The sequence below is a fragment of the Dellaglioa sp. BT-FLS60 genome, assembly GCF_054941065.1.
In genome coordinates, this window is record NZ_JBSOLI010000004.1 from 1 (window position 1) to 25,277 (window position 25,277).

Sequence of the window (25,277 nt, forward strand, 5' to 3'; positions counted from 1 at the left end):
TTAAAAATTTTAGCCAGTATCGTTTACGTATTTTGAGTACAATTAAATTTTAAGCAAAAAAAGAAACCTGTTATCAAATAACAGATTTCTCAATGACAATTTCACCAACAACAGTTGACGAAGAGCCGTAATAAAAAAAGCGATTAGACTTTAAGTCTAACCACTTTTCCCAGTTTAAAATTTAACTAATGTTTAACGCACCATAGTAAACAACACCATGCCGCGAATCAATTGTCACAATTTCTTCATTCGTGATTAATTTGGTCGCATTTTTTGCACCAACAATAACAGGAATACCAATAGATACACCCATAATTGCTGCATACGAAACGAGACCACCATCTTCAACGATTAAAGCACTTGCTCTCTCAATTGCTGGTAAGTAATCTTCATTAATCGTTTTCGCGACTAAAACAGAACTCTCAACAATTTTTTGACTGGCATCAACTGCAGAACTTACAATCACTGTTTTACCAATAATTATTGCATCACCAATACCTTGACCGCTAACTAATTTTGATTCAATTGCTTGAATCTCCATGTAATTAGTCTACTAATTGAACTTTCAAACTGTTTGTTGTTCCTTTTTCACCAACTGGAAGACCAGCAGTAATCAAGATAAGGTCGCCTTTTTTAGCAAAACCTAATTCTTTAGCTTTTTCAGTTGCTAAGCTAAACAATGCATCTGTTGATGCTGGTTTTTCAGCGATAATTGGGTGAACACCCCAGTTAACTGATAAACCATGACGTGTTTGTTCGTCAAATGTAATAGCTAAAATATCTGAATCAGGACGGTATTTAGAAATCATACGTGCAGTTTGACCAGATTTTGTAGCAGCGATGATTGTTTTAATACCTAAGCTATCAGCTGTTTCAGCAACAGCACGACCAATAGTTTCAGTAACATCATTTTTGCTAAATTCATTTAAAACAAATGAACCATGTGCACGTAATGCATTTTCAGTTTTTTCATCAATACGAGCCATTGTTGCAACTGATTCTACAGGGTAGTCACCATTAGCACTTTCACCTGAAAGCATTGTTGCATCTGTTCCATCAAATACGGCATTAGCAACATCAGAAGCTTCAGCACGTGTAGGACGTGGGTTTTCTTGCATTGAATCAAGCATTTGAGTAGCAGTAATAACTGGTTTGCCCAAAGCGTTACATTTTTTAATTAAGTCTTTTTGAACTAAAGGAACATTTTCAGCAGGAATTTCAACACCCATATCACCACGGGCAACCATTAAACCTTCAGAAACTTCCATGATGGCATCAATATTATCGATACCTTCTTGTGATTCAATTTTAGGGAAGATTTGAACATGTTCCATCCCTTTTTCTTCAAGTAAAGCACGGATATCTAAAACATCAGCTGGTTTACGTACAAAACTTGCAGCGATGAAATCAATTTTGTGATCTAAACCAAAACGAATATCATCTGAATCTTTTTCAGTAATACCAGGTAAGTTAATTGATACACCAGGAGCGTTAACACCTTTACGTGAACCTAAACGACCGGCATTCATAACAGTTGTTACTAATTCGTTAGCAGCTGTATCGATTTCATCAATTCTCATATCGATAAGACCATCATCAAATAATACATGGCCTCCAACATGAACATCTTCAATCAAACCTGGGTAAGTAACAGCAATCTTTTCATGTGTTCCTTCAAGAGAATCATCCATTGAAATACGAACAACATCGTTAATTTCAAAGCTAATTTTACCTTCTTTTTGAACAGTAGTACGGATTTCTGCACCTTTAGTATCAAGCATGATACCAACCATTTTACCAGTAATTTTTTCTGCTTCATGAACTAATGTCATACGACCTAAATGTTCTTCATGGTCACCATGAGAAAAGTTGAAACGGAAAACATTAGCACCGGCTTCAATTAACTTAACAATTGTGTCAAGGTCTGAACTGGCTGGACCAAGTGTACTTACGATTTTAGTTTTTTTCATTATTATGATCTCCTCTTAGTTTACTTATTATTTATAAAGAACAATAACAGTCTTATATTATCTTGGTGTTGATAGTCGTGCGTTTAAGTCTAAAAGACTTAAATCTGTATGATGTTTATGTTCTTCAAGCGTTGCAATAATATCTTCGGCAACTAATTTGTTGTCTTTGATACCAATAGCTAAACCGCCCTTACCTTCCATAAGAAGCTGAACAGCATAATCACCAAAACGACTTGCTAAGACACGATCTTTGGCAGTTGGTACACCACCACGTTGTGTATGACCCAAAATAGTCACACGTGTTTCGAAATTACCATATGTGTCTAATTCGGCAGCAAAAGCACTAGCACCCATGACACCTTCAGCTAAAACGATAATTCCTGAATCCTTGCCATGCTCACGATTACTGTTAAGTTTATCTGCAATTTCTTGCATATTATACCCTTTTTCAGGAATAACAATAACGTCAGCACCACCAGCAATACCAGCCCATAAAGCAATATCTCCAGCATTTCTACCCATTACTTCAACGATAAATGTCCGTTGATGTGAACGAGCAGTATCGCGAATACGATCAATTGCATCAAGAGCTGTGTTAACAGCTGTATCAAATCCAACTGTGAAATCTGTATCAGGAATATCATTATCAATTGTTCCTGGGATACCAACAGCGTTAAATCCACGTTTTGTGAGTGCTAGAGCACCATGATATGAACCATCCCCACCGATAACAACTAAAGCATCAATACCGAACTTTTTAAGTTGTTCGATACCTTTTAATTGTCCTTCAGCAGTTGCAAATTCAGGATAACGAGCTGAGTATAACATTGTCCCACCACGTTGAATAACATCATCAACGTCAGCGTATTCAATTTTATGAATGTCCCCAGCAACTAAGCCAGCAAAACCATAATTAATACCGTATGCTTCTAATCCTTCACCTATTACACGACGTGCAACGGCACGAACTGAAGCGTTCATACCTGGCGCATCTCCACCACTTGTTAAAATACCAATGCGTTTCATTTCTTCACCTCAATAAGTAATTTAAGTACATATTTCACTCACTATATTAACACTTTTCAGAAAAGTTGTCTTGTTAAATGTGAAAATACTTTCCAGTATTTTCAAGAATAAATTACTTAATGACAACATTTTCAGAACCCAACATACTTGTAAGCGCTGTATGCGTTTCTTCGTCATCCCTTAACCAATAAGTTCTATCCAAACTAATTTTACGATTGTCTTTTTCATAGTACAAAATAACTGGTGTCTGCCCCAAACGCATTTTCATTAGTTGCATTAATTCTTCAATTTTTTCATTAGTTGTTGTTTTAGCAATTTTTAAAAACCATTTTTTGTGTGTCGCTTGTTTAATATAGTCATCTACTAAATCTATTTTTTTAACAATAATTTGTAATCCTCTGCTTGTTTCAACATCCCCTGACACAACAACAATTTTATTTTTTTCAAGCAAAGATTCCTTTTGTCGAAATAAATCAGGAAATAGCGTTAAATCAATCTCACTTGTTTCATCAGAGCCATTCACAAAAGCCATTTGTTGCCCTTTTTTTGTTCGAATAACTTTAACTCTCGTAAGGTTAACCAAAATAGTGACACGTTTTTTTTCAGATATCTCTGAAATTTTTTGTAAGTTACTTTGACTTAATTGTTTACGATATTTTTCAACAGGATGCCCTGACAGGTAAGCTCCCAAATATTGAGCTTCTTTTTCTAAACGAAACATTAATGGAAAATTTGATTGTCTCACAATCTTAGGGGTTAATAATTCAAACAAATTAGTATTATTCCCACTTAAATCAATACTACTAATTAATTCTGGTAAAGCACTAATTAACTCAGCACGATTATATTCAAAATGATCAAAGCAACCGGAATAAATGAGCGCTGATATATTAGCCTCATTCAAATACTTCTTATCTATGCGATGTAAGAAAGCTTGAAAATCTGTAAAAGGTGCTTCTTGTCGTAATGTAATAATATGTTCAATAAAATCTTTTCTAAGTCCTTTTACACTACTTAACCCAAATAAGACAACATTTTTCTTCAAACTAAAGCCAAATTCACTCACGTTTATATCAGGTAATTTAATGGTTACATGATACTGCTTAGCTTCTACCAAATAATCTTTTATTTTTTGTGGATTGTTACCCACAGAATTTAAAATGGCTTCAAAAAATGCGGCCGAAAAATTCGCCTTGATATAAGCCAACTGAAATGCAATCTTACTGTAGGCAACGGCATGTGATCGATTAAATCCATAATTAGCAAATTGTTCAATATAACTATAAACCGTCTTAGCCACATTCTCTTGAATGCCGTTATCCTGTGCCCCATTAATAAACTGTGTTCGCATTTCATCAATAATTACTTTTTTCTTTTTACTCATTGCTCGACGAAGCAAGTCGGCTTCACCCAACGTGAAATTACCCATTTTTGATGCAACTTGCATGACTTGTTCCTGATACACTAATACCCCATAAGTAGGTTCAAGAATTTGTTTCAAGCTATCATCCGGAAATGTTATTTTCTCAAGGCCATGCTTCCGGGCAATAAACGTATCAATATTCTCCATGGGGCCCGGTCGATACAATGCATTGACCGCAGCAACATCCTCGAAAGAGGTCGGTTGCAATTTTTTCAAAACATTTTTAATACCACTTGATTCAAATTGAAAAACGCCAGAAGTATCGCCTGCTCTAAAAAGAGCTAACGTTTTCTCGTCCTCTAAATTAACGAGGGCTGGATTAAAATCGGCTTGATAATTTTTTTTAACTTGGGTTACGGCTTGGTCCAAAATATTTAAATTACGTAACCCTAAAATATCAATTTTTAATAACCCAACATTTTCAACTAAATCTTTAGAATACTGCGTCAGTAAGATATCATCACTCCCATTTTGCAACGGAGCAACTTCACGTAAATCAATTTGACTCAGGACGACTCCCGCAGCATGCGTCGAATAATGTCTCGGAATGCCTTCAATATGTTGCGCAACGGTAAAAATACCTTTATTTTTAGGACTATCATTCACTAAATTACGTAACTTTTGTGATTGCGTTAATGCATCCGTCAATGTAATTTTCAAAACATTAGGAATTGCTTCACTCCAAGCTTTCATTTCAAAAGGCGAAATACCGAATACACGGCCAACATCCCTTAAAGCTTGCTTAGCCGCCATTGTCCCAAAGGTAATAATTTGAGCCATATGATAATGACCATATTTCTGATGTAAGTAATCCAGAATCATCCCTCGTTTATCATCTGGTATATCTAAATCAATATCCGGCATTTGAACACGTTTTGAATTTAAAAAACGCTCAAATAACAAGTTATATTCAATTGGATCGACATCTGTAATAGTCAATGTATAGGCCGTCAGTGAACCAGCTGATGACCCTCGTCCAGGACCAGTAATAATCTGTTGTGAATGGGCATAATTCATAATATCCCAAACAATTAAAAAATAATCTTCAAATCCCATTTTTTGAATCACGCTCAGTTCGAGATTCAATCTTTGCTTATATTCTTCAGAGACACCATTTGGAAATCGTGAATACAATCCAGAAATGCAAAGTTTTCTTAAATAACTATGTGCCGTCTCATTATCTGGCAATGGATACTCGGGCAATTTGGGTTGTGAAAATGTTAATTCTAGTGCCGTTTCGTCGGCTACATTTTGTGTTTCTTGGATAGCCTCTACCATTGATAATTCTTGATATTCTTTTGTTATTTCTTCAGGATTTCTTAACGAATACACGCCCAACGGCTGTTCTGCAAATCTATCAGCTGAAATCGTTGCACCATCATTAATAGCCTGAAGAACCTCCACATCAAATTGGTTTTCAGGTTCCAAATAATTCACTTCATCTAAAGCAATAACTCGCATATCAAAGTCACTTACTAAAGCTTTAATAGACTGTGCCGTAATCGTATCCATCAAGTGAGATAGCCCCACCCGGACATTTTCTGAGCCAATTAAATTTTGGTATTTGGTTAATAATTCTTTAGCATCAGAAATCTGACTTTGTTGAATTAAATAACTAAATTCACTTTTTTCACTGGGAGATAGCATGAATAATCCATCTAAATAGTTTACTAATTTATCCCATGTTAATGTCCCCTCACTTAATGTCATCTTTAACGTTGATAGTTGCATTAAATTCTGGTAACCTTGTTTATTTTTTGCAATAAAAGTTAATTCATATTCATGTTCAGTTTCAACTAAACCGGAAATATCTAATGTCAGTCCGATGATTGGTTTGATTCCAGCTTTTCGACAAGCATTATAAAAATCAATCGCACCGTACAATGTATTATTATCCGTTAAAGCAAGTGCGCTATACCCTTTACTCTTAGCATTTTGCACCAGATCATTAATCTTGGTTGTACTTTGTAGTAAACTAAATGAACTTTTAACCTTTAATGGAACAAACATAATTAACCCCCTCTCAAGTATCTATTAATGCTATTATACAAAACTTTTTACCAATACCCAATAGACGTCAAAAAGCTTTTGCAAAAATAATTATTTGTGCTAAACTTATCTTTGAATGTGAGGTGTTGTTCTATGATGAAACAATTAACAATTCTTTTTTGGGGCTTCATTTTTGGTGAAGTAATCGGTTATATCGTAAGTTCACTAACTGGTACAACATTTGCACCAGTTTTATTAATCGGTATTGTATTCGCAGTCACTGGCTTAATTGCTGTGAACTGCCTTTACGCCATTATCAAAGATCCTAAATCTGACAAATAAAAAAAGATAAACTAAATTAGTTTATCTTTTTTTATTTGTCTTAAAATTTATTATTTGGTTTCTTCAGACACTAATTTGATAATTTCTAGCACAACATCCGTTGCTTTTTCCATTGTTTCAATGGAAACAAACTCAAATCGTGCGTGCATATTTTCTGCACCAGCAAACAAGTTTGGCGTTGGTAGTCCCATAAATGAAATTTTAGAGCCATCAGTCCCACCACGTACTGGATAAATATCTGGTTTAATTGATAAGTTTTCCATGGCTTGCTTAGCAACATTCACAACAGTCATGTCCTTCTCAATCACTTCACGCATATTATAGTATTGATCAGCCATATCAATTGTCACACGTTCAGTATCAAAACCTGCATTCATTTTATCAGCAATTGACAACATAAATTTCTTACGATCTTCAAATTTTTGACGGTCATGATCACGAATAATATAAACCATTTTTGCTTCATCAACGGTTCCATCTAGAGAAACTAAATGATAAAATCCCTCTCGTCCTTCCGTTTTTTCAGGTACTTCATCTTGTGGTAACAAAGCATCAAATTGGTTAGCAAGTTTAATGGCATTAATTAAAACACCTTTAGCGGTCGCTGGATGCACTTCTTTACCTTGAATTGAAATAACTGCTTGAGCAGCATTAAACGTTTCATATTCTAGCTCGCCTAGTGGTCCACCATCAACCGTATAAGCTAAGTCGGCTCCGAAATCTTTTACGTCAAATTTATCAGCCCCAACACCAATTTCTTCATCAGGTCCAATACCAACTTTGATATCACCATGCTTAACTTCAGGATGCGCTACTAAGTAAGCTACAGCTGTTATAATTTCAGCTACACCAGATTTATCATCAGAACCTAATAACGTTGACCCATCTGTTGTAATCAGTGTGTTCCCTTTATAATTCTTTAAATTTGGAAATTCTTTAACGGTTAATTTAAATTTACCTTCATCATCAAGATTAATATCAGATTCACCATCATAATTTTCAACGAATTGTGGCTTAACACCTTCTGCCGTAAATGCAGCTGTATCCATATGTGAAATAAATCCAACCGCTTTAACTTCTTCACCATTTTCTAAATTACTTGGTAACGTTGCTAAAACGTACCCACTTTTTTCAGAAATACGTGCATCAGCTAATCCAATTTCCAAAAGTTCCTTTTTTAATTCTTTTGCAAAATCAACCTGAGTTTGAGTTGAAGGAGTCGTTTTTGAATTTTCATCAGAGCGCGTTTCCGTTTTTACATACTTAATAAAACGTGGAATTAATTCTTCATATTTTGTCATAGCAGCTTATCTCCTAATAGTTTATTTAATATCTCTAATCATACTCTAATTTTGAACTTAAATAAACTGAAATGGATCTGTATTAAGGGTTGAGGCAATTATTTCAATTTGCCATTTATTTTCTACATTCCATTCTTCAAATAACCATTTAAGTTGGCCCTTACAGATACTTTCAATATGATGTCCTGGATCGATAGCTGTTAGGCCTTCAGCCAACATATCATGAGCTGTATGGTAATAAATATCGCCTGTCACATAGACATCTGCTTGATTTTTAATGGCTTCATGATAGAATTTACCACCATCACCTCCTAGGACAGCAATCCGTTGAACTGATTGTGCTAAATCATTCGAAATAATTCGTAAGCCGCTTAAATGAAATTGTTGCTTACAGTAATCAGAAAACTCAGCCACCGTCATTGGATCAGCTAATTTTCCGACACGCCCCATCCCATAATCCGCACTATTTGTATGTACCAATGGTACCGTTTCTTGTAATCCCAATTGTTCTGCCAACCAATCATTCATGCCACCAGAAACATTATCCAAATTAGTATGCGCTGCATAAACAGTTATATTATGGCGTAACAAGTCTGCATACATTTTATTTTGAGGATTTGTGGTGTCCAAATTTTTAGCTGGTCTAAACATTAATGGATGATGCGCAAAAATTAAATCAACCTTATTATCAATCGCTTCTTGAACAACTTCTGGACGGACATCTAACGTTGTCATCACCTTAGTAACATCATTGTTCAAATTCCCCAACTGCAGACCAACTGGATCACCTGTTTCAGCCATACTTTTGGGAGCAAATGCTTCAAACCGATTAATTAAATCAAGTATTTTGGTCATTTAAGCATCTCCTCAATTTCTTTTATTTCAGACTCTAAAACATCTTTTTTAGCCAAGGGAACTTCAGTAGCAGCTGCAAAATGTTTTAAAACTTCCCGTTTCTTTTTCATTTGCTTTTGCCATTTCATTTTAAACACATCACTTTGGTCCATTCTTAATTTTGGCCCATATTTCAAATCTAATGCAGAATAGGTTATTTTATCACTAACTTTTTCGGCCACAATAATCTCATAGACATGATGATCATCTTCAACAATATCCTCATCGATAATTTGATACGAATTATTCATTAACCATTCACGTATTAATGCTTGTCCAACATTAGGTTGAATAATTAATCGCCGTACACCCATTAATTTTTCTAAATCAGCAGTGAAAATCGTTTTAATTAAAGGGCCGCCCATCCCTGCAATTGTAATCGTATCGATATTATCACTTGGTTTAATTGCCTTTAACCCATTCGCCAATCTTGGCATAATCATATGATCTAGCCGCTCTTTATTAATTTCTGTTACGGCATTTTCATAGGGGCCTTTAGCAACTTCACCAGCAACTGCATATGAAATTATTTTATTGATGGCTAAATAAGCAGGTAAATAAGCATGATCTGAGCCAATATCAGCTAATCTTGCATTTTTTGGTACAAATTTTGCAACTTGAACTAATCGATCTGACAAATGTCGTGCATCCATATATTGATCCTCTTCTTTCCATATTATCCTTTCTTATTATAACTAAAAAGAGCACAGTATAAAACAAATTTCGTTTTATACTGTGCTCTCAATTGTTTATTCTAAGAAATCTTTTAGTTGTTTTGAACGAGAAGGATGACGTAATTTACGTAATGCTTTAGCTTCAATTTGACGAATACGTTCACGCGTCACACCAAAGACTTTACCAACTTCTTCAAGCGTTCTTGTGCGACCATCATCAAGACCAAATCGTAAACGTAAGACATTTTCTTCACGATCAGTTAATGTATCAAGCACATTTTCTAATTGTTCCTTCAAGAGCTCATAAGCAGCATGGTCAGCTGGGCTTGTTGCATCTTGATCTTCAATAAAATCACCCAAATGAGAATCATCTTCTTCACCAATAGGTGTTTCTAATGAAACAGGTTCTTGAGCAATTTTTAAAATTTCACGAACTTTTTCAGCGGGCATAGCAGGCATGTCCATTTCAGCACCGATTTCTTCAGGAATAGGTTCACGAACAAGCTCTTGCAATAATTGACGTTGAATTCGAATTAATTTATTAATTGTTTCAACCATATGAACTGGAATTCGAATGGTACGGGCTTGATCAGCAATAGCACGCGTAATTGCTTGTCTAATCCACCATGTTGCATACGTTGAGAACTTGAACCCTTTACGGTAATCAAATTTTTCAACAGCCTTCATTAATCCCATGTTACCTTCTTGGATTAAATCAAGAAATTGCATTCCACGTCCAACATAGCGTTTAGCAATCGAAACAACTAAACGTAGGTTAGCTTCTGCTAATTTTTGTTTAGCCTCTTCATCGCCTTCTTCAATTTTTAAAGCTAAGGCAACTTCTTCCTCTGCTTTTAAAAGGTTAACACGACCAATTTCTTTCAAATACATTCTAACGGGATCATTAATCTTAATACCAGTTGGTGCAGAGGTATCTTTTAAGGCTTTCTTAGTCACTTTTTCAGCAGCTTTTAAACTATGTTCACTTGGGTTTCCCTCTTCATCAACAACAGCAATACCAGCATCTTCAACTTTTTGAAGTAATTTATCCATACGAGTAGCATCTAAATGAAATGGTGTTGCTAGTTCATTCGTTAAATCGTCATACTTAATTTCTTTTTTAACTTTGTAGGCTTTGATTAACTTCGTTTGTGCTTTTTTAAACCCTTTTTCATCAAACTCTGCTTCTTCAACTTTTTCTACTTTTTTTACCATTAATAATTCCTCCCTTAGATGGATGTTCGTGGTACTTGTTGTTTTTGATACAAAGCAATTAATTTAAATGATAGTTCATTAGTCATTTCTTTATTACCCAACCGATTGGCCTCTGCAAGGTCCGAACGAACTTGACTAATAGCGCGTTCAACAGGAGAATCATTCATAATAACTGATACACAATCGTTAAGTTCATCCTCTGAAGCGTTATCCGCAACTGTCATAAGTTCAATTTGCATGACAAAGCGTTTCAAAGGTTCTTCTGGTAAGTAATCTAAGAAACTAGCAATTTCATATTGTTCATGTCCTTCGAAATAGCCTTCAGCTAACGTATATATCAGCTGGTAACCATCATGTACAAAGCTAAACCCATCAATTGCTCGAATCTTTAGCCAAGCAGTATGGTCATGCAATACACGATACAATAATAAGCGTTCAGCCCGTTCCACACGACCCATTTTTTCATCACGCATGATATCTTGGTGTTGTTCAACAGGTGGCTCATCTGTCCGAGCTCTCGAAGGCTGACTCATTTGTTGTTGCGGCACTCTTGGCTGAACAGCGACTAAGTCAACAAGTTGTTGTCTTAGAATTGCTTTATCAATTTTAAAATCATCAGCCAACTGATTAATATAAATGTCTTGTTCAAAAGGCGTTTTAATGGTTGTTAAAACTTGTAAAACCTGTTCAATATAGTCAATTTGCTCACTTTCATTTTTTAAATTTCGATTTCGTTTCAAAAAATTCATTTTAAACGAAATTGCTGTCTCTCGAGCAGAGTGAGCTAACTCAAGAAACTTATCTTTACCATTTTTTGCAACAAATTCATCTGGATCCATGCCATCAGGAATAACCAGCACGCCAACCTTCATTTTTGTTTGATTTGCCAACAAATCTAAAGCACGATTAGTTGCATTTTGACCTGGCTCATCCCCATCATAACAAATGTTTAATTGTGATGTTGACCGTTCCAACAAATAAATTTGTTCATTTGTCAGACTTGTTCCCATAGAGGCAACCCCATTTTTAACACCAGACCGATAAGCTGCTAGAACATCCATGAATCCTTCGAACAGAACAACATTACCTTCCGTCCGAATTTCTTTTTTTGCCAAATCATAATTAAATAAAATATCTCGTTTATTAAAAATGGGCGTCTCAGGACTATTTAAATATTTAGGTAATTCTTTATTTTTCTCAAGTAATCGACCTGAAAAAGCAACAACCTGACCATTTTGATTTCTAATTGGAAACATGACACGGTTAATAAATCGTTCACGCAACTTTCCTTCTTGATTTTCAATAAATAGACCAGATTGTCGTAACAATTGATACTCTATTTTCTTTTCATCTAAAAAAGCCTGTAAAACTGATTTTTCAGGTGCAAATCCAATTTGAAAAGTTGCAATGTCTTCATCAGTCATCCCTCGATGATGCAAATAATCTAACGCTTTTTGACCCATTTCTGTATTCATTAAGATATGTTGATATAACTTAGTCGCATCGTCATGAATTTGTTTTAATTGCCGATTTTCCGTTGATTCCTGCGTTTCAGCTAATTGTGATTGCGCATATTTACTATCCATTTCTATACCAGCAAATTCTGCAACTTTATTAACCGACTCTGGAAAACTAAGACCATCTAATTCGGTTAAAAATTTGAAAACATTCCCACCTCGTCCACAACTAAAACAATGGAAGATTTGTTTCTCTTCGCTTACAGAAAATGAAGGTGTTTTTTCCTCATGGAACGGACACAAACCCATAAAATTATTACCAGATTTTTTTAATCCGACATACTGACTAATCACATCAGTAATATTCACACTTGTTCGAACATGTTCAATGACATTTTCGGGTATTCTCATTCCAGTTATTCACCTCCAAAACTAACAATACGAAGTTAGACATCTTTTTTGAGCACTCATAATAGTAGCATTGATTTGACATAAATACAACAATTAGCTCTGACTAATAGACACTTTTGTCAAATATGCCTATTCCTAATCTTTTACCAAACAAAAAATAGGAGTTATCCTCTCAGATAAGTTCCTATCTCTCTATTATTTAATATTTAATTTATTCAAATTACCTAATTTTGAACTCATTTTAGCAATTAAACTCAATTGATTCAAACGGTTCTTTTTAATTTTTACATCATCTACCATAACCATTGTTTGATCAAAATAATTTTCAATTAATGGTCGAATATCATTTAATGTATTATATAATTCTTCGGGTGTTAAGTCTGCCAAACGACTTTGTATTGTATCAACACGTTCAAACAGTTCTTTTTCAGCAGTATTGTCAAATAAGGTTTGCTCAATTGCTAAATCAGTTGCATTATTTTTATCTGATAACTTCAACACACGGTTAATAGCTTCAATGGTTTCCTTAAAATCACTATCTTTTTTATGAGTTTCAAGAGCGACTGCAGCTTCTGCCATTGTTAATAAATCTGCACCAGCGCTTTCAACGACACTTTCAATAATATCGTAGCTCACTTTTTGATTTGAGAACCATTGCTTCATCCGATCGTTAATAAAGCTCAGAACGTCTGAATCATTTTCACCGACAGACATCTTCGTGAATAATTCTGGATGAAGTGTTGCTAATGCTTTAATATCATTTAATACTTCAAGTGGTGAAAAACGCCATTGACGAGCTTCAACAATTCTAACAACACCGAATGCTTGACGACGCAGCGCATAGGGATCGTTTGAGCCGGTTGGAATTAATCCCACTGAGAAGAAACTTGATATACTATCTAATTTATCAGCGATAGCCAAAACTGCCCCAATTTTTGATTTAGGTAAGGCACCATCAGCACTAATTGGCATATAATGTTCAGAAATTGCTTGCGCAACAGCTGGTTCTTCGCCCATCAATAAGGCATATTTCTCACCCATAATTCCTTGAAGTTCTGAAAATTCACCAACCATACCTGTAACTAAATCAAATTTATAAATCTCACTTGCTCGTTGTAAGAGCGCTAGTTCATGATCATTTAAACCAACACGTTTACCAATAATTTGTGCCATTAATTGCACACGTGCCATTTTTTCATACATCGATCCGATTTTATCATGGAAAGTGACACTTTTTAGTCGTTCCACATAATCATTAATCGTTTGTTTCTGATCTTCTTGATAGAAAAATGCTGCATCTTCCAAGCGTGCCGTAAGAACTTTTTCATTACCTGCTTCTACATTGGCAATATTAGCTTCTGTCCCGTTACGAACTGAGACAAACATGGGTAAGATTTCATCATTTTGACCGCGAACATAAAAGAATCTTTGATGGTCTTTCATTGAAGTCATTAAAACAACATCCGGAATATCCAAGTATTTCTCATCAAAATGACCAGAAAATACAGTTGGAAATTCAACTAAATTGTTAACTTCTTCCAAAAGATCTTCATCTACAATGATATGCCAGTCTTGATTATTTTCAAGCGCAGCAATTTGCGTTCTAATCATTTCTTTTCGTCTATTAGAGTCAACGATGACATATTGTTCTTCTAATTTTCCAACATATTCAGTTGCTGATGCAAGATCAACGGCTTCACCTAAGAATCGATGTCCTTGCGTTTGACGACCAGATTCAATATTTAAAATGCTAAATGGAACAACCTCATCATCAAGTAACGCAACTAGCCAACGAATTGGACGGACATATTTAAAATCATAATTTGCCCAGTGCATCATAGTTGGAAAAGTCATTGCTTCGATTACATTTTTAATTTGACTTAAAATATCTTTAGCTAATTTCCCAGCAATAAATTTATTCACATAAACATATTCGACACCCTTTAATTCTTTGAAGGTGATTTCATCGGTTGTAACCCCTTGCCCACGAACAAATCCTTTAGCAGCATTTGACCAATTACCTTCATCATCTAATGCAATCTTCTTTGCAGGGCCTTTAGCTTCTTCTTGAATATCTTCTTGTTTATCAGCTAAATCAGTCACTTCAATTGCGAGTCGTCTAGGCGTTGAGAAAGCTTTCACTTCACCAAACGATAAACGTTGTTCCGTCAAAAAATCACTCACACGTTTAGCTAATTGATTCTGACTTGGTGTAACAACATGGGCAGGTATCTCTTCTAACCCAATTTCTAATAAAAAGGAATGTGTCATCTTATTTGTCCTCCTTTAATAACTTTGCACGAAGTTTTTCGTCTTTTAATAAGGGATAACCCAGTTTCTTTCGTTCTTGAACAAAGACCTTAGCAATTGATTTTGCCATATTTCTAATTCTTGCTAAATAGCCAGCACGTTCCGTCACTGAAACGGCACCACGAGCATCCAATAAATTAAAGGTGTGACTACATTTTAAAACATAATCATAGGCTGGATGGACTAAGCCATTCGTAATTTGCTTTTTAGCTTCAGTTTCATAGACATCAAATAAATTAAATAACATTTCTTGATTACTTTCTTCGAATGAATATTTAGAATTTTCGTACTCAGGTTCCTTGAAAATATCACCGTACATAACACCGTCAGCCCATTCAAGATCATAGACACTCTCAACATCTTGAATATATGAAGAAAGACGTTCTAACCCATATGTCACTTCACTAGTCACTGGATGAACTTCTAGTCCACCAACTTGTTGGAAGTAAGTAAATTGGGTCACTTCCATACCATCAAGCCAAACTTCCCAACCAACACCAGCACAGCCCATTGATGGATTTTCCCAGTTATCTTCAACAAAGCGGATATCATGTTCAGCAGGATCAATACCTAAGGCACGCAAACTATCTAAATATAAGTCTTGAATATTTGCAGGAGAAGGTTTCATCACAACTTGAAATTGATGATGTTGATATAATCGGTTAGGATTTTCACCATAACGACCATCTGCAGGACGTCTTGAAGGTTCAACGTAGGCAGCATTCCATGGTTCTGGTCCAATTGCGCGCAAGAATGTATAAGGACTCATAGTTCCTGCCCCTTTTTCCGTATCGTATGCTTCCATGAGCATACAACCCTGATCAGCCCAAAATTTTTGTAATGTCATAATAATATCTTGAACAGCTAACTTTTTTGACATGATATTCCTCCTTAGTTTTAGACACAAAAAAACCTATGCAGTCTTATAGACCACATAGGGACGATTTTAATATCGCGGTTCCACCCTACTTCTGGTTAAAGTAACCAGCAGCTTCATTAACAAAGGACTCCGAAAACGCCAATAACAATAATTAATCACTTAGCTCACACCAATCCTAAGTTCGCTTTAATAATTATTCTTACCTTTTTTCATCATAATCCCGCTATTTATTTCTCTATAATCATAGTTTAGAAATCATTATTTGTCAATTACATTTCAGTCTTTTTCTTTAATGAAACGGGCCATGAGTCCATCCCATCAATAAATTTTTTACTTTTTAAATTTAATCCAACACTATTATCATAAATAACATCAATAATTCGCCGTAATTCTTTTTTTGTAGGCTCAGCAACCTTAATTGAATTTAATTTATCGAGATTCACAACAGAAAATTGTCTTAAATAATAAATTGTTTTTTGAGTGGCATGTAATCGATTATTATCAAGGTACCAATGTTTAGAACAAAGTAACCCACCGTAAGATTCTGAATAGTCAAATTCCCCTTGAGTTTCACCACCAACAGTACATCCTTGCAACTGTGGTTGCACACCAAAAACCGTTAATAATTGAATTTCAATAATATTTGTTATAATTTCTGCATCAAACTCTTCATCAATCAATCGAATAGCCGTTGCGACCTTTTGAAACCAAACTGGAATGGGGTCGTTATCTTTAAATGCAGCATCGATCAAACTAAAGATATAAGTTGCATAGGCATTGCTGACGATATCTTGTGAGATAGTTTGAAATTGTTCAAATTCTTTAGCCGCATTGATAAATGAAAGCCCATTATCATTTAAATTACCGCTATAGGTCCCAATTGTAAACGGCAATAAAGCAGACGCCAATTTAAAACCACGTTTTCTTGCACCCTTGATAAAAAACATTTTTTTACCATATCGATCAGTTAAGAATTTAACCAATAAATCACGTTCCTTATATTCTTTACGATAAAGTAAAATTCCTTCAAAATCTGCATTGTTCTGAACGATACCACATTCCCCCTTCCATAACTAAATAAAAATCGGAACAAATATTAACTTTGTTCCGATCATTATATTACTTTTAATAGTCGTCTTCACGATAACCGAATGCTTTCAAATCGGTTTGTTTATCACGCCAATTTTTTTGAACTTTAACCCAAAGTTCCAAATAAACGCGATCTCCAAGCATTGTTTCGATATCTTTTCTAGCTTTAACTCCGATATCCTTTAGCATTTTACCACCTTTACCAATGATAATTCCTTTTTGAGTTGAACGTTCAACGATGATTGTTGCAGAAATATGCAATTTTTCTTCGTCTTCTTTTTTTATGTCTTCAACTAATACAGCAACTGAATGAGGGACTTCTTCTCTTGTTAATTGTAAAACTTTTTCACGAATTAATTCACCCATAACAAATCGTTCTGGATGATCTGTAATTTGATCTTCAGGATAAAATTGAGGACCTTCAGGTAGTTCACTCATTAATGAATCAACTAGCTCATTAACATTATTTCCTTTAAGCGCCGAAATTGGGAAAACTTCTTTATAATCTAATGATTCACGATAAGTCTCCACAATAGCTAATATTTCATCGGGATGAATTTGATCAATTTTATTAATAACCAAGTAAATTGGTTTTTTAGTATCCTTTAAGCGATCAATGATAAAATTATCTCCAGGACCACGTTTTTCTGTTGCATTAACCATAAATAAGATTGCATCAACTTCTCCAAGTGTTGAAAGTGCCGATTTAACCATAAAATCGCCTAAACGACTTTTTGGTTTATGAACACCAGGTGTATCAATAAAGACAATTTGTGCATCATCAGTTGTATAGATACCTTGAATTTTGTTTCTAGTTGTTTGTGCCTTATCACTCATAATTGCAATTTTTTGACCCATAACATTATTTAAAAATGTTGATTTACCAACATTAGGACGTCCTAAAATGGCAACAAATCCTGAATGAAATTTTTTATTTTGCATTAATTAATTCTCCTCTTATTTAAGTATCTTCTCTTATAATTGACTAACCAAACACCAATGCCAACAGTTGTGGGATAAAAATGAGACATCCAACAATCATCGCAAATAGCGCAGAAAGTAAGACGGCTGCTGCTGACATATCTTTCACTTTTTTTGCAATTTCGTTATATTTATTTCCAGTTGTCAAATCAACTAGATTTTCAATAACGGTGTTCCAGACTTCATTAATAATGACCATACTAATACTTAAGGCCAACCACAACCACTCTGTTTCAGAAATCTGAAAAATCGCTGCGCAAATCGAAACTAAAACCATCATTGCCACATGTTTTTTCATATTTCGTTCTTCTTTAAAAACCGTAACAAGGCCATCTAATGAATGTCCTAATGATGACAAAAATGTTCGATTTTTTTTAACCTGGCGCTTATCGTTTAAGGCCATAAGCATCTAATATTTCAGTTTGTAAGCCAAACATTTCTTTTTCATCTTCAGGTTCCATGTGATCATAACCATTTAGATGTAAGAAACCATGCACTGTTAAAAAACCAAGTTCACGTTCATAAGAATGACCATAATCAATTGCTTGTTCAGCCACTTTTTCAGTTGAAATCATGATATCACCAATATTCTTTGCTATTTCTGGCATATCCATATCTTCATCATCAGGAAAAATAATTGGCATATCATCACCATCTTCTTCAATTGCAAAACTGATAACATCAGTTGGTCTATCAACATTCCGATAATCTCGGTTAATTTTATGAATTTCTTCATTATTCATTAAGGTCACTGACATTTCAGTATCATCAGGTAAGTCTATTTTTTTACCCGCAAAATCAAGAATTTCTTTAATTAATGTAATATTTTTTTCTGGTTCTGCTTCAGTGTGGTCAAAAATTTCTAAATCCATAATAGCCCTCTTTAAATTCGTTTTATATGTCCTAAAGTTACCTAACTCAAATAATAGCATATTTCTGAAACTAACTAAAGTAAATCTGTATTTCTTTATATTTTGATTCATTTAAAACAAAAAAAGAACTACAATTCAATAGAATTGTAGTTCTTTTTGCTAGTTTAATAATGATTTAACTGTCTCACTAATAACCTTGCCATCAGCACGTCCCTTAAGTTTAGGAATAACCGCACCCATGACTTTACCAAAATCGGCCTTTGAAGTTGCACCAACTTGTGAAATAACTTCTTTCACAATATTAGTAATTTCGTCAGCTGATAATTGCTCAGGTAAATATTTTTCGACAATTGTAATTTCCATATCAAGACTTTCTAAAAGATCATCTCGACCAGCACTTTTGAATTCTGCATAAGATTCTTTACGTTGTTTTAACTCACGAGCTAATAAAACAGTTTCATCGTCAGTTGACAATTCATGACCCGCTTTAATTTCTTCGTTTGTAACAGCTGCTTTAAGCATTCTTACAGTGCTTAAAGTTTGTTTGTCTTTTGCTTTCATCGCTTGTTTTAAATCGTTATTAAGTGTTTCTAATAGACTCAACGTGATTCCTCCCTAGACTAGAAGCGTTTCTTAGTTGTTTTACGCTTTCTTGCTGCTTCGGATTTCTTCTTACGTTTCACACTTGGCTTTTCATAGAATTCGCGTTTACGGTATTCTTGTAATGTACCTGTTTTAGAAACGGAACGTTTAAAGCGACGAAGAGCATCATCGAGAGATTCGTTTTTACGTACGACTGTCTTTGACATAGATATCCCTCCCTCCGAGCTTGAATGTAACCGTCTTTTTATGCATTAAGTTGCATCGTCAAACTGTCCTTATTCATTATAACTAAAGTCTCAATCGCCGTCAATAAATCTTTTATAAAATATTTAAGATAACGTTATCAATTGTATTTTGTATCATTAATTTGTATAATTCAATCATACAAATTAATGGCACATCTAGGGGGATTAACCATGCAAAAAATTATTCTTTATATTATTTCGGATTCAATTGGTAATACAGGCTTAACACTAGCTAATGCGTTTACGGCACAGTTTCCAGATATTGATTTTGAGTTTCAAAGACACCCATTTACTCGTACACTGTCACTATTAAGTGGTCTTTTAAAATCTGCTCAGCGTGATGACGCAGTTATTGTTCACACCTTTGTTGACCCAGATTTAAGCGATTATGTAACTCAATTCAGTCTTGAACACAACCTTTCAGCCATTGACGGTATTTCAAACTCAATTGCTGTTATTCAAAAAAAATCTGGTTTTGATCCTATTCGAATTCCTGGTGGTAATCATAACTTAAACCAAAGCTATTTCGATAAAATAGAAGCTATTGAATTTGCTGTTAGATATGATCAAACAGCTGATGTAACTGGACTATCCAAAGCAGATATCATTATTTTAGGTGCTCCAAAAACGTCAAAAACGGCCTTATCACTATTTTTAGCTATGCAAAATTACAAAGTTGCTAACTTTCCGTTAACTGTAGATACTCAGATTCCTAAAGAACTTTTTAAAATTGAGTCTCAGAAAATTATTGGACTGAAAAATACATCTGCTACTTTAAATACCGAAACCGAACTTATCACTAATCTCTACAAAAAAATTAAATGTCTCGTTATTGATGTTGCTGATAGGTCTATTGAAGAAACAGCTACGTTAATAACTGAAAGTTTAAGTAATTAATAAAAACTCCGAAATAAATTTTTCGGAGTTTTTTTGTTAATTTAAACCAAGTTCAGTTAATAAATTGGGATTAAACGTCTTTTCTTTAAACATTGCTATTTCTTTTTGATAAGGTGATTTTTGCGTTTTTTTATCTAATCCAACGTATGGGGTCTCTAAAATTTTGGGGACATCATTAAATCGGTCATCATGTACAATCCTATTTAAAGCTTCAAATCCAATTTCACCAAAACCAATGTTGGCATGTCTATCTTTATGACTACCTTGAACATTTTTTGAATCATTAATGTGAAAAACTTTTAAACGATCAATCCCAATAACATCATCGAACTCTTGAATTACAGATTCAAAATCAGTTTTAATCGCATAACCCGCATCACTTGTATGACAAGTATCAAATGTAACAGATAATTTATCATTCAGTTTCACATCATCAATAATTTGTGCAATTTGTTCAAATGTTCGTCCAACTTCCGTGCCCTTACCCGCCATTGTTTCAATAGCTATTTGAATCTTTTGGTTAGGCGTCAATACTTCATTTAATCCTTCGGCAATATGCTTAATAGCTGCATCATCCCCGGCACCAACATGTGCACCAGGATGAAGCGTCATTTGCGTAGCGCCAAGTGCTTCTGCACGATCAATTTCAGCTTTTAAAAAATCAATTGCAAAAGAAAAATTCTCAGGTTTAATAGTATTGCCTAAATTAATAATATAAGGGGCATGAACAACAATATCACTTAACCCATGTTCTGCCATAAAGGCCTGACCTTTGGGGATATTCATCTCAGAAATATCTTTTCGTCTTGTATTTTGAGGTGCTCCCGTATAAATCATAAACGTACTTGCCCCATTGCTTGCAGCCTCTTCAGCAGACCCTAGCAACATATCTTTCCCCTTCATCCCAACATGTGATCCTATCAACATCATTCATTACCCCTTTTCGTCTTTTAAAGTTACTGATAAGTATACCATTGATTATAAAAAAAGATTTAGAAAACCCACCTTACGGAAAGTTTTCTAAATCTTTTGTTTTTAAATTAAATCAACGAAATGCGCTCTAAATTTATAATGTAAATGCGATCCCACTAAGAGGAACATCAATGTAATGACCCAAAACAGTAACATTTGAGTGGGGTTATTAAAGAACCAGCCTTCACTCAAGAAACTTTGTCTAAATCCTGCAACCAAATAATTAAACGGATTGATTTCTAGAATTCTAACAAAAATCTTGGGAAAACTCCCAGAATTTAAATTGAACAAAATACCTGACATGTAAAATAACACTCTCATAATTGATTGAAGTGCAATATAGTAGTCACGAGCTAAAATAGAAATAGTTGAATTGAAAATCCCGAAAGCAAATAAAAAGGCAATCATACAGATAAAGTAATAAATATACTGTAACCAATACAACGTTGGTGTAACACCTGATATTAGTAAAACAATCAGACTAAATCCAAACATAACCCAATATGCGGTCATTTGACTAATCATTCGAATTGTTGGTAGTACACTAACTGGAAACTTCATTTTAGCAACTAACCCGACCTTCTCGTAAACACTACGAGACATCCCAAGCACACTTGCATTCATAAATAACCATGGTGAAATACCAATCATCATCCAAGCAAAGTAATTAACCCCATCAATTTGTTGTCCAGCATGTAATGCCACACCGAAAACAAGATAGTAAATACCAATTTGAATCATTGGGTTTAAGAACTCCCAAGCAATTCCCAAATAATGACTTTGATAAGTTGCTCGATCTTCATATTTTGAAACTCGGAAAATAATTGGTAAATTTTCAAATTGTTCTCTTATAATTGAAATAACTTTTTTCACTGTGTTAACGCTCCTTAATTAATTAAATGTAGTAATCTAAAACACGCTTCGTCGCATAGCCATCGTTAGCTGTATTCCATAATAAATTAAATGTCGCTAATTGTCTATCACTATTTTGGCCTTTTTTATAAGTCCTGACTAGTTCATCCATCGTTTGCACAATTATCCCTGGTGCCCAGTCATAAAAGTCTGATTGAATCCCAATACTATCTGCATATATCTGATAATCAAAACAATAAAATAACACTTGTTCAGCGTTAGGTAACAAACTAAAATCAAAAACAACAGATGAATAGTCAGTTATTAAACAGTTTGTAATAGCCAATAATTCACCAGTTGAATACTCATCTGCCCATATAATGTCTTTAGATAAGCGCTCTTTCAGCTCTATTTCTTTGTCTTTCAAGTGTGGGTGTAGCTTGATGATTAGCTTAGTATCATCATTCAATAAATCTTGAATATTAGAAAAATCATCGGGTATTTCTAATATAACATCACCATTTGTATCCTCTCGATACGTTGGTGCATATAAAATAATCTTTTTATTAACTAAATCCGGATAACGAGTAAAAATTTTTTTCATGGTTTTGTCTTGCCACTGACTATCTTGAAATTTATCTGAAGCAGGATAACCAAGTTCTAAGACTTTATCAGGAGCAATATCATAACTTTTAATAAAGACTGAACCCATTTTAGCCGATGCTACAATAAAATTATCAAATTTATTGTAAACCGCTTGAAACCGTTTTTTATCTGTAGATGAGCGCCTAGCTGTCTTGGGTTCATCCCACCCAAATGACTTAATTGCACCATTTGCATGCCAAAGTTGGATAATTTTAGTTGTTTTTTTAGTATGCATTGTTGCTAAAAAAGCAAAATAATTATCAACAAAAATTAACTCACTTTTAGCAATTAAAGGCATCAATTTAAAAATAAAAGAAAGATTTTCAACAAATAACTTTGTTTCAATCCCCAATCTTTGACTATTTTTAACTTCCGGCGCCATGGCTGGCTGATAATAAACAATTAAGTGCTGATTATTATCTAGACACCTTTGATTTAATTGTTGAATAAAATGACTATTCCCTCCAAAACTCATTAAATAAGCAACATTAGCGCTTTTTTTAGAGAAATTAATGAGTGAGATAATTCGAATAAGAAATAAGTAGATTGTTTTTTTAATTTGCATAACTCATTAATCCTTTAATTTTTAATTTATAACGATTGCTCATAAAAGCGACCCCAAATTTGAACATTTTCTGAAATACTTACAAATGCAACTGGATCTGATTCTTCCATTGCATCATGTAATTCATTTTGTTCATATCTTGAAATAACAGTAATTAAAAGTGTCTTATCATCGTGATGGTAGGCACCCTCAACATCATTAACAATCGTGATACCACGGCGCATATGATTTTGAATAGAATCAATGACACTTTTAGGACGACTTGTCACAATCATAACCTGCATTTTTTGTTGTCTTGTATAAACCATATCCATAACCCTAGCGTTCACAAACAGCCCCAAAGCTGAATAAAAAGCAAATGGCCAACCGTAAACAAAGCCAGCAGCTAAAACAATAAAAGCGTTAAAAATAATATTTATCGTTCCAATACTTTTACCTGTTTTCTTTTTAATTGTCAATCCAATAATATCTAAGCCACCTGTTGAAATACCATTTCTAAGCGCTAGTCCAGTCCCAAATCCATTAACAGCTCCCCCAAATATGGCACAAATAATAGGATCAGTCGTTAAAGTTACTGAACTGATTGACTTAATCATAATACTTGAAAAAACAACCGCTAAAAAAGTAAATACAGTAAAACGATGACCAATTTTATTCCAAGCCAAAACGAACATTGGCATATTTAATAAAAACAGTAATAACGCGGTCGATATTTGAAAAGGGGCATATCGACTAAGTAATGTTGCTATTAACTGTGCTAATCCTGTAATACCAGAAGCATATATTTTACCAGGCGTCCAAAAAAAATTCATCGCAATGGAAACTAATATCGCATAAATAAATGCCGTTGACGCCTTAGCTGCATATGAATGCCTTTTCCAAATTTGTTGCAGATCATCCATGATCAAAAAACCTCACATTCATTTTGACAATTTATGAGTATTATACCATTCATTACGTCCAGATACCGTCAGACATTCAATTACCAATCAAATCTTAATATATAGAATAAGGGTCTTTTCAAAATTCATTTGAAAAGACCCTTATCATTTATTTATCTTGCCATATTGCTTGTTTAAATTGTTGACGTCCACCGTTTTCTTCCATAGCAAATCTTCTTGGATTCTTTTTATAAAATTCTTGATGATACTCTTCTGCAACATAAAATGGACCCGCATCTTCAATCTTTGTGACAATTGGTTCTTTAAAAAGATGACTGTCTATTAATGCTTGCCTTGATATTTCTGCAATTTTCTTCTGCTCACTACCCAAAGTATAGATAACTGGGCGATAGGACTCACCCCTATCTTGAAATTGACCCATCGCATCAGTTGGATCCGTTTGGCGCCAATAAATAGCAACTAATTGAGCATAATCAATAATTTTAGGATCAAATGTTATCTCAACAGCTTCTGTATGTCCCGTTGTTTCAGAAACAACATCTTCATATGTTGGATTTTTAGTATGCCCTCCGGTATATCCGGACACAACATTTAAAATTCCCGCTTGTTCTTCAAATGGCTGAACCATACACCAAAAACAGCCACCGGAAAAAATTGCCTTTTCACTCATTATTATCCTCTCCTTTTTATTGTGCTAAGCATAGCCCAAACAACTTAAAATTGATATTTTTTTGCCTAAAAAAAAGATTAATGACTTTAATC

General features: G+C 34.3%; 22 protein-coding genes and 1 pseudogene. 2 read left to right on the forward strand and 21 right to left on the reverse strand.

From position 1 onward, the window contains the following. Positions 1 to 181 precede the first annotated feature (181 nt). The 3 genes and pseudogenes from pyk to dnaE all read right to left on the reverse strand — a co-directional run bounded on the left by pyk (position 182) and on the right by dnaE (position 6,429). Positions 182 to 1,970 (reverse strand): annotated as a pseudogene (gene pyk, locus ACVQ8P_RS00100) (pyruvate kinase). A 57-nt stretch (positions 1,971 to 2,027) separates the two neighbouring features. After that, positions 2,028 to 2,996, reverse strand: coding sequence for a 6-phosphofructokinase (gene pfkA / locus ACVQ8P_RS00105; RefSeq protein WP_462296830.1), 969 nt, complete (start codon positions 2,994 to 2,996; stop codon positions 2,028 to 2,030). A gap of 112 nt (positions 2,997 to 3,108) precedes the next feature. Next, the gene (dnaE, locus tag ACVQ8P_RS00110) at positions 3,109 to 6,429 is read right to left on the reverse strand and encodes a DNA polymerase III subunit alpha (protein WP_462296831.1); all 3,321 of its coding nucleotides are present in this window, start codon (positions 6,427 to 6,429) and stop codon (positions 3,109 to 3,111) included. A gap of 132 nt (positions 6,430 to 6,561) precedes the next feature. On the opposite strand from dnaE, the gene ACVQ8P_RS00115 reads away from it, so the two are divergent. Next, complete coding sequence (locus tag ACVQ8P_RS00115; RefSeq protein ID WP_462296832.1) at positions 6,562 to 6,750, forward strand: YjzD family protein; 189 nt, start codon at positions 6,562 to 6,564, stop codon at positions 6,748 to 6,750. Between the two features lie 50 nt (positions 6,751 to 6,800). Here ACVQ8P_RS00115 and pepT read toward each other — a convergent pair whose 3' ends face one another. The 13 genes from pepT to rpsU form a co-directional block, all read right to left on the reverse strand. Next, on the reverse strand, positions 6,801 to 8,051 hold the full coding sequence (pepT, locus tag ACVQ8P_RS00120) for a peptidase T (protein ID WP_462296833.1): 1,251 nt from the start codon (positions 8,049 to 8,051) through the stop codon (positions 6,801 to 6,803). A gap of 57 nt (positions 8,052 to 8,108) precedes the next feature. Beyond that, on the reverse strand, positions 8,109 to 8,906 hold the full coding sequence (locus tag ACVQ8P_RS00125) for a Nif3-like dinuclear metal center hexameric protein (protein ID WP_462296834.1): 798 nt from the start codon (positions 8,904 to 8,906) through the stop codon (positions 8,109 to 8,111). Continuing rightward, positions 8,903 to 9,598 (reverse strand): tRNA (adenine(22)-N(1))-methyltransferase, encoded by a 696-nt coding sequence (locus ACVQ8P_RS00130; protein WP_462296835.1) that lies wholly within the window; start codon positions 9,596 to 9,598, stop codon positions 8,903 to 8,905. The genes ACVQ8P_RS00125 and ACVQ8P_RS00130 overlap by 4 nt, the downstream gene beginning before the upstream one ends. Positions 9,599 to 9,694: 96 nt before the next feature. Next, entirely contained in the window at positions 9,695 to 10,834 is a 1,140-nt protein-coding gene (gene rpoD / locus ACVQ8P_RS00135; RefSeq protein WP_462296836.1) for an RNA polymerase sigma factor RpoD, read from the reverse strand. A gap of 14 nt (positions 10,835 to 10,848) precedes the next feature. Further along, positions 10,849 to 12,702: a DNA primase gene (dnaG, locus tag ACVQ8P_RS00140; protein ID WP_462296837.1), complete on the reverse strand. Its 1,854-nt coding sequence runs from the start codon at positions 12,700 to 12,702 to the stop codon at positions 10,849 to 10,851. A gap of 195 nt (positions 12,703 to 12,897) precedes the next feature. After that, on the reverse strand, positions 12,898 to 14,973 hold the full coding sequence (gene glyS, locus ACVQ8P_RS00145) for a glycine--tRNA ligase subunit beta (RefSeq protein ID WP_462296838.1): 2,076 nt from the start codon (positions 14,971 to 14,973) through the stop codon (positions 12,898 to 12,900). Between the two features lies 1 nt (position 14,974). Continuing rightward, positions 14,975 to 15,892 carry a glycine--tRNA ligase subunit alpha gene (gene glyQ / locus ACVQ8P_RS00150; RefSeq protein WP_462296839.1) on the reverse strand — a complete coding sequence of 306 codons (918 nt, stop codon included), beginning with the start codon at positions 15,890 to 15,892 and terminating at the stop codon, positions 14,975 to 14,977. A gap of 269 nt (positions 15,893 to 16,161) precedes the next feature. Then, positions 16,162 to 16,944: a DNA repair protein RecO gene (gene recO, locus ACVQ8P_RS00155; protein ID WP_462296862.1), complete on the reverse strand. Its 783-nt coding sequence runs from the start codon at positions 16,942 to 16,944 to the stop codon at positions 16,162 to 16,164. Between the two features lie 73 nt (positions 16,945 to 17,017). After that, positions 17,018 to 17,923, reverse strand: a complete 906-nt coding sequence (era, locus tag ACVQ8P_RS00160; protein ID WP_462296840.1) for a GTPase Era — start codon at positions 17,921 to 17,923, stop codon at positions 17,018 to 17,020. A gap of 43 nt (positions 17,924 to 17,966) precedes the next feature. Next, on the reverse strand, positions 17,967 to 18,371 hold the full coding sequence (locus tag ACVQ8P_RS00165) for a diacylglycerol kinase family protein (RefSeq protein ID WP_462296841.1): 405 nt from the start codon (positions 18,369 to 18,371) through the stop codon (positions 17,967 to 17,969). Further along, on the reverse strand, positions 18,349 to 18,834 hold the full coding sequence (ybeY, locus tag ACVQ8P_RS00170; RefSeq protein WP_462296842.1) for an rRNA maturation RNase YbeY: 486 nt from the start codon (positions 18,832 to 18,834) through the stop codon (positions 18,349 to 18,351). The genes ACVQ8P_RS00165 and ybeY overlap by 23 nt, the downstream gene beginning before the upstream one ends. A 159-nt stretch (positions 18,835 to 18,993) precedes the next feature. Then, positions 18,994 to 19,437 (reverse strand): GatB/YqeY domain-containing protein, encoded by a 444-nt coding sequence (locus ACVQ8P_RS00175; RefSeq protein WP_462296843.1) that lies wholly within the window; start codon positions 19,435 to 19,437, stop codon positions 18,994 to 18,996. A 17-nt stretch (positions 19,438 to 19,454) separates the two neighbouring features. Further along, positions 19,455 to 19,643 carry a 30S ribosomal protein S21 gene (gene rpsU / locus ACVQ8P_RS00180; RefSeq protein ID WP_057973588.1) on the reverse strand — a complete coding sequence of 63 codons (189 nt, stop codon included), beginning with the start codon at positions 19,641 to 19,643 and terminating at the stop codon, positions 19,455 to 19,457. A gap of 210 nt (positions 19,644 to 19,853) precedes the next feature. Here rpsU and ACVQ8P_RS00185 point away from each other — a divergent pair, with 210 nt between their 5' ends. Next, positions 19,854 to 20,579 carry a kinase/pyrophosphorylase gene (locus ACVQ8P_RS00185; protein ID WP_462296844.1) on the forward strand — a complete coding sequence of 242 codons (726 nt, stop codon included), beginning with the start codon at positions 19,854 to 19,856 and terminating at the stop codon, positions 20,577 to 20,579. Positions 20,580 to 20,615: 36 nt separating this feature from the next. Here the strand turns inward: ACVQ8P_RS00185 and ACVQ8P_RS00190 are convergent, their stop codons facing one another. From ACVQ8P_RS00190 to msrA, 5 genes are all read right to left on the reverse strand, one after another. Continuing rightward, positions 20,616 to 21,506: a deoxyribonuclease IV gene (locus tag ACVQ8P_RS00190; RefSeq protein ID WP_462296863.1), complete on the reverse strand. Its 891-nt coding sequence runs from the start codon at positions 21,504 to 21,506 to the stop codon at positions 20,616 to 20,618. Positions 21,507 to 21,614: 108 nt separating this feature from the next. Continuing rightward, positions 21,615 to 22,424 (reverse strand): ABC transporter permease, encoded by an 810-nt coding sequence (locus ACVQ8P_RS00195; RefSeq protein ID WP_462296845.1) that lies wholly within the window; start codon positions 22,422 to 22,424, stop codon positions 21,615 to 21,617. 22 nt (positions 22,425 to 22,446) lie between these two features. Then, positions 22,447 to 23,613 (reverse strand): CDP-glycerol glycerophosphotransferase family protein, encoded by a 1,167-nt coding sequence (locus ACVQ8P_RS00200; RefSeq protein ID WP_462296846.1) that lies wholly within the window; start codon positions 23,611 to 23,613, stop codon positions 22,447 to 22,449. Positions 23,614 to 23,639: 26 nt separating this feature from the next. Then, positions 23,640 to 24,515 (reverse strand): YitT family protein, encoded by an 876-nt coding sequence (locus ACVQ8P_RS00205; RefSeq protein ID WP_462296847.1) that lies wholly within the window; start codon positions 24,513 to 24,515, stop codon positions 23,640 to 23,642. A gap of 148 nt (positions 24,516 to 24,663) precedes the next feature. Continuing rightward, positions 24,664 to 25,188, reverse strand: coding sequence for a peptide-methionine (S)-S-oxide reductase MsrA (gene msrA / locus ACVQ8P_RS00210; protein ID WP_462296864.1), 525 nt, complete (start codon positions 25,186 to 25,188; stop codon positions 24,664 to 24,666). Between the last annotated feature and the right edge of the window lie 89 nt (positions 25,189 to 25,277).

What these genes read in the sequence shown, in the direction of transcription:
- ACVQ8P_RS00125 (WP_462296834.1), bottom strand. Translation starts at nt 8,906, where the DNA reads ATGACCAAAATACTTGATTTAATTAATCGGTTTGAAGCATTTGCTCCC.
- era (WP_462296840.1), bottom strand. Translation starts at nt 17,923, where the DNA reads ATGCAAAATAAAAAATTTCATTCAGGATTTGTTGCCATTTTAGGACGT.
- dnaG (WP_462296837.1), bottom strand. Translation starts at nt 12,702, where the DNA reads ATGAGAATACCCGAAAATGTCATTGAACATGTTCGAACAAGTGTGAAT.
- dnaE (WP_462296831.1), bottom strand. Translation starts at nt 6,429, where the DNA reads ATGTTTGTTCCATTAAAGGTTAAAAGTTCATTTAGTTTACTACAAAGT.
- ACVQ8P_RS00200 (WP_462296846.1), bottom strand. Translation starts at nt 23,613, where the DNA reads ATGCAAATTAAAAAAACAATCTACTTATTTCTTATTCGAATTATCTCA.
- rpoD (WP_462296836.1), bottom strand. Translation starts at nt 10,834, where the DNA reads ATGGTAAAAAAAGTAGAAAAAGTTGAAGAAGCAGAGTTTGATGAAAAA.
- ACVQ8P_RS00190 (WP_462296863.1), bottom strand. Translation starts at nt 21,506, where the DNA reads ATGTTGATAGGATCACATGTTGGGATGAAGGGGAAAGATATGTTGCTA.
- ACVQ8P_RS00205 (WP_462296847.1), bottom strand. Translation starts at nt 24,515, where the DNA reads ATGGATGATCTGCAACAAATTTGGAAAAGGCATTCATATGCAGCTAAG.
- glyQ (WP_462296839.1), bottom strand. Translation starts at nt 15,892, where the DNA reads ATGTCAAAAAAGTTAGCTGTTCAAGATATTATTATGACATTACAAAAA.
- ACVQ8P_RS00115 (WP_462296832.1), top strand. Translation starts at nt 6,562, where the DNA reads ATGATGAAACAATTAACAATTCTTTTTTGGGGCTTCATTTTTGGTGAA.
- ybeY (WP_462296842.1), bottom strand. Translation starts at nt 18,834, where the DNA reads ATGGATTTAGAAATTTTTGACCACACTGAAGCAGAACCAGAAAAAAAT.
- pfkA (WP_462296830.1), bottom strand. Translation starts at nt 2,996, where the DNA reads ATGAAACGCATTGGTATTTTAACAAGTGGTGGAGATGCGCCAGGTATG.
- ACVQ8P_RS00130 (WP_462296835.1), bottom strand. Translation starts at nt 9,598, where the DNA reads ATGGATGCACGACATTTGTCAGATCGATTAGTTCAAGTTGCAAAATTT.
- ACVQ8P_RS00165 (WP_462296841.1), bottom strand. Translation starts at nt 18,371, where the DNA reads ATGCTTATGGCCTTAAACGATAAGCGCCAGGTTAAAAAAAATCGAACA.
- glyS (WP_462296838.1), bottom strand. Translation starts at nt 14,973, where the DNA reads ATGACACATTCCTTTTTATTAGAAATTGGGTTAGAAGAGATACCTGCC.
- ACVQ8P_RS00185 (WP_462296844.1), top strand. Translation starts at nt 19,854, where the DNA reads ATGCAAAAAATTATTCTTTATATTATTTCGGATTCAATTGGTAATACA.
- rpsU (WP_057973588.1), bottom strand. Translation starts at nt 19,643, where the DNA reads ATGTCAAAGACAGTCGTACGTAAAAACGAATCTCTCGATGATGCTCTT.
- pepT (WP_462296833.1), bottom strand. Translation starts at nt 8,051, where the DNA reads ATGACAAAATATGAAGAATTAATTCCACGTTTTATTAAGTATGTAAAA.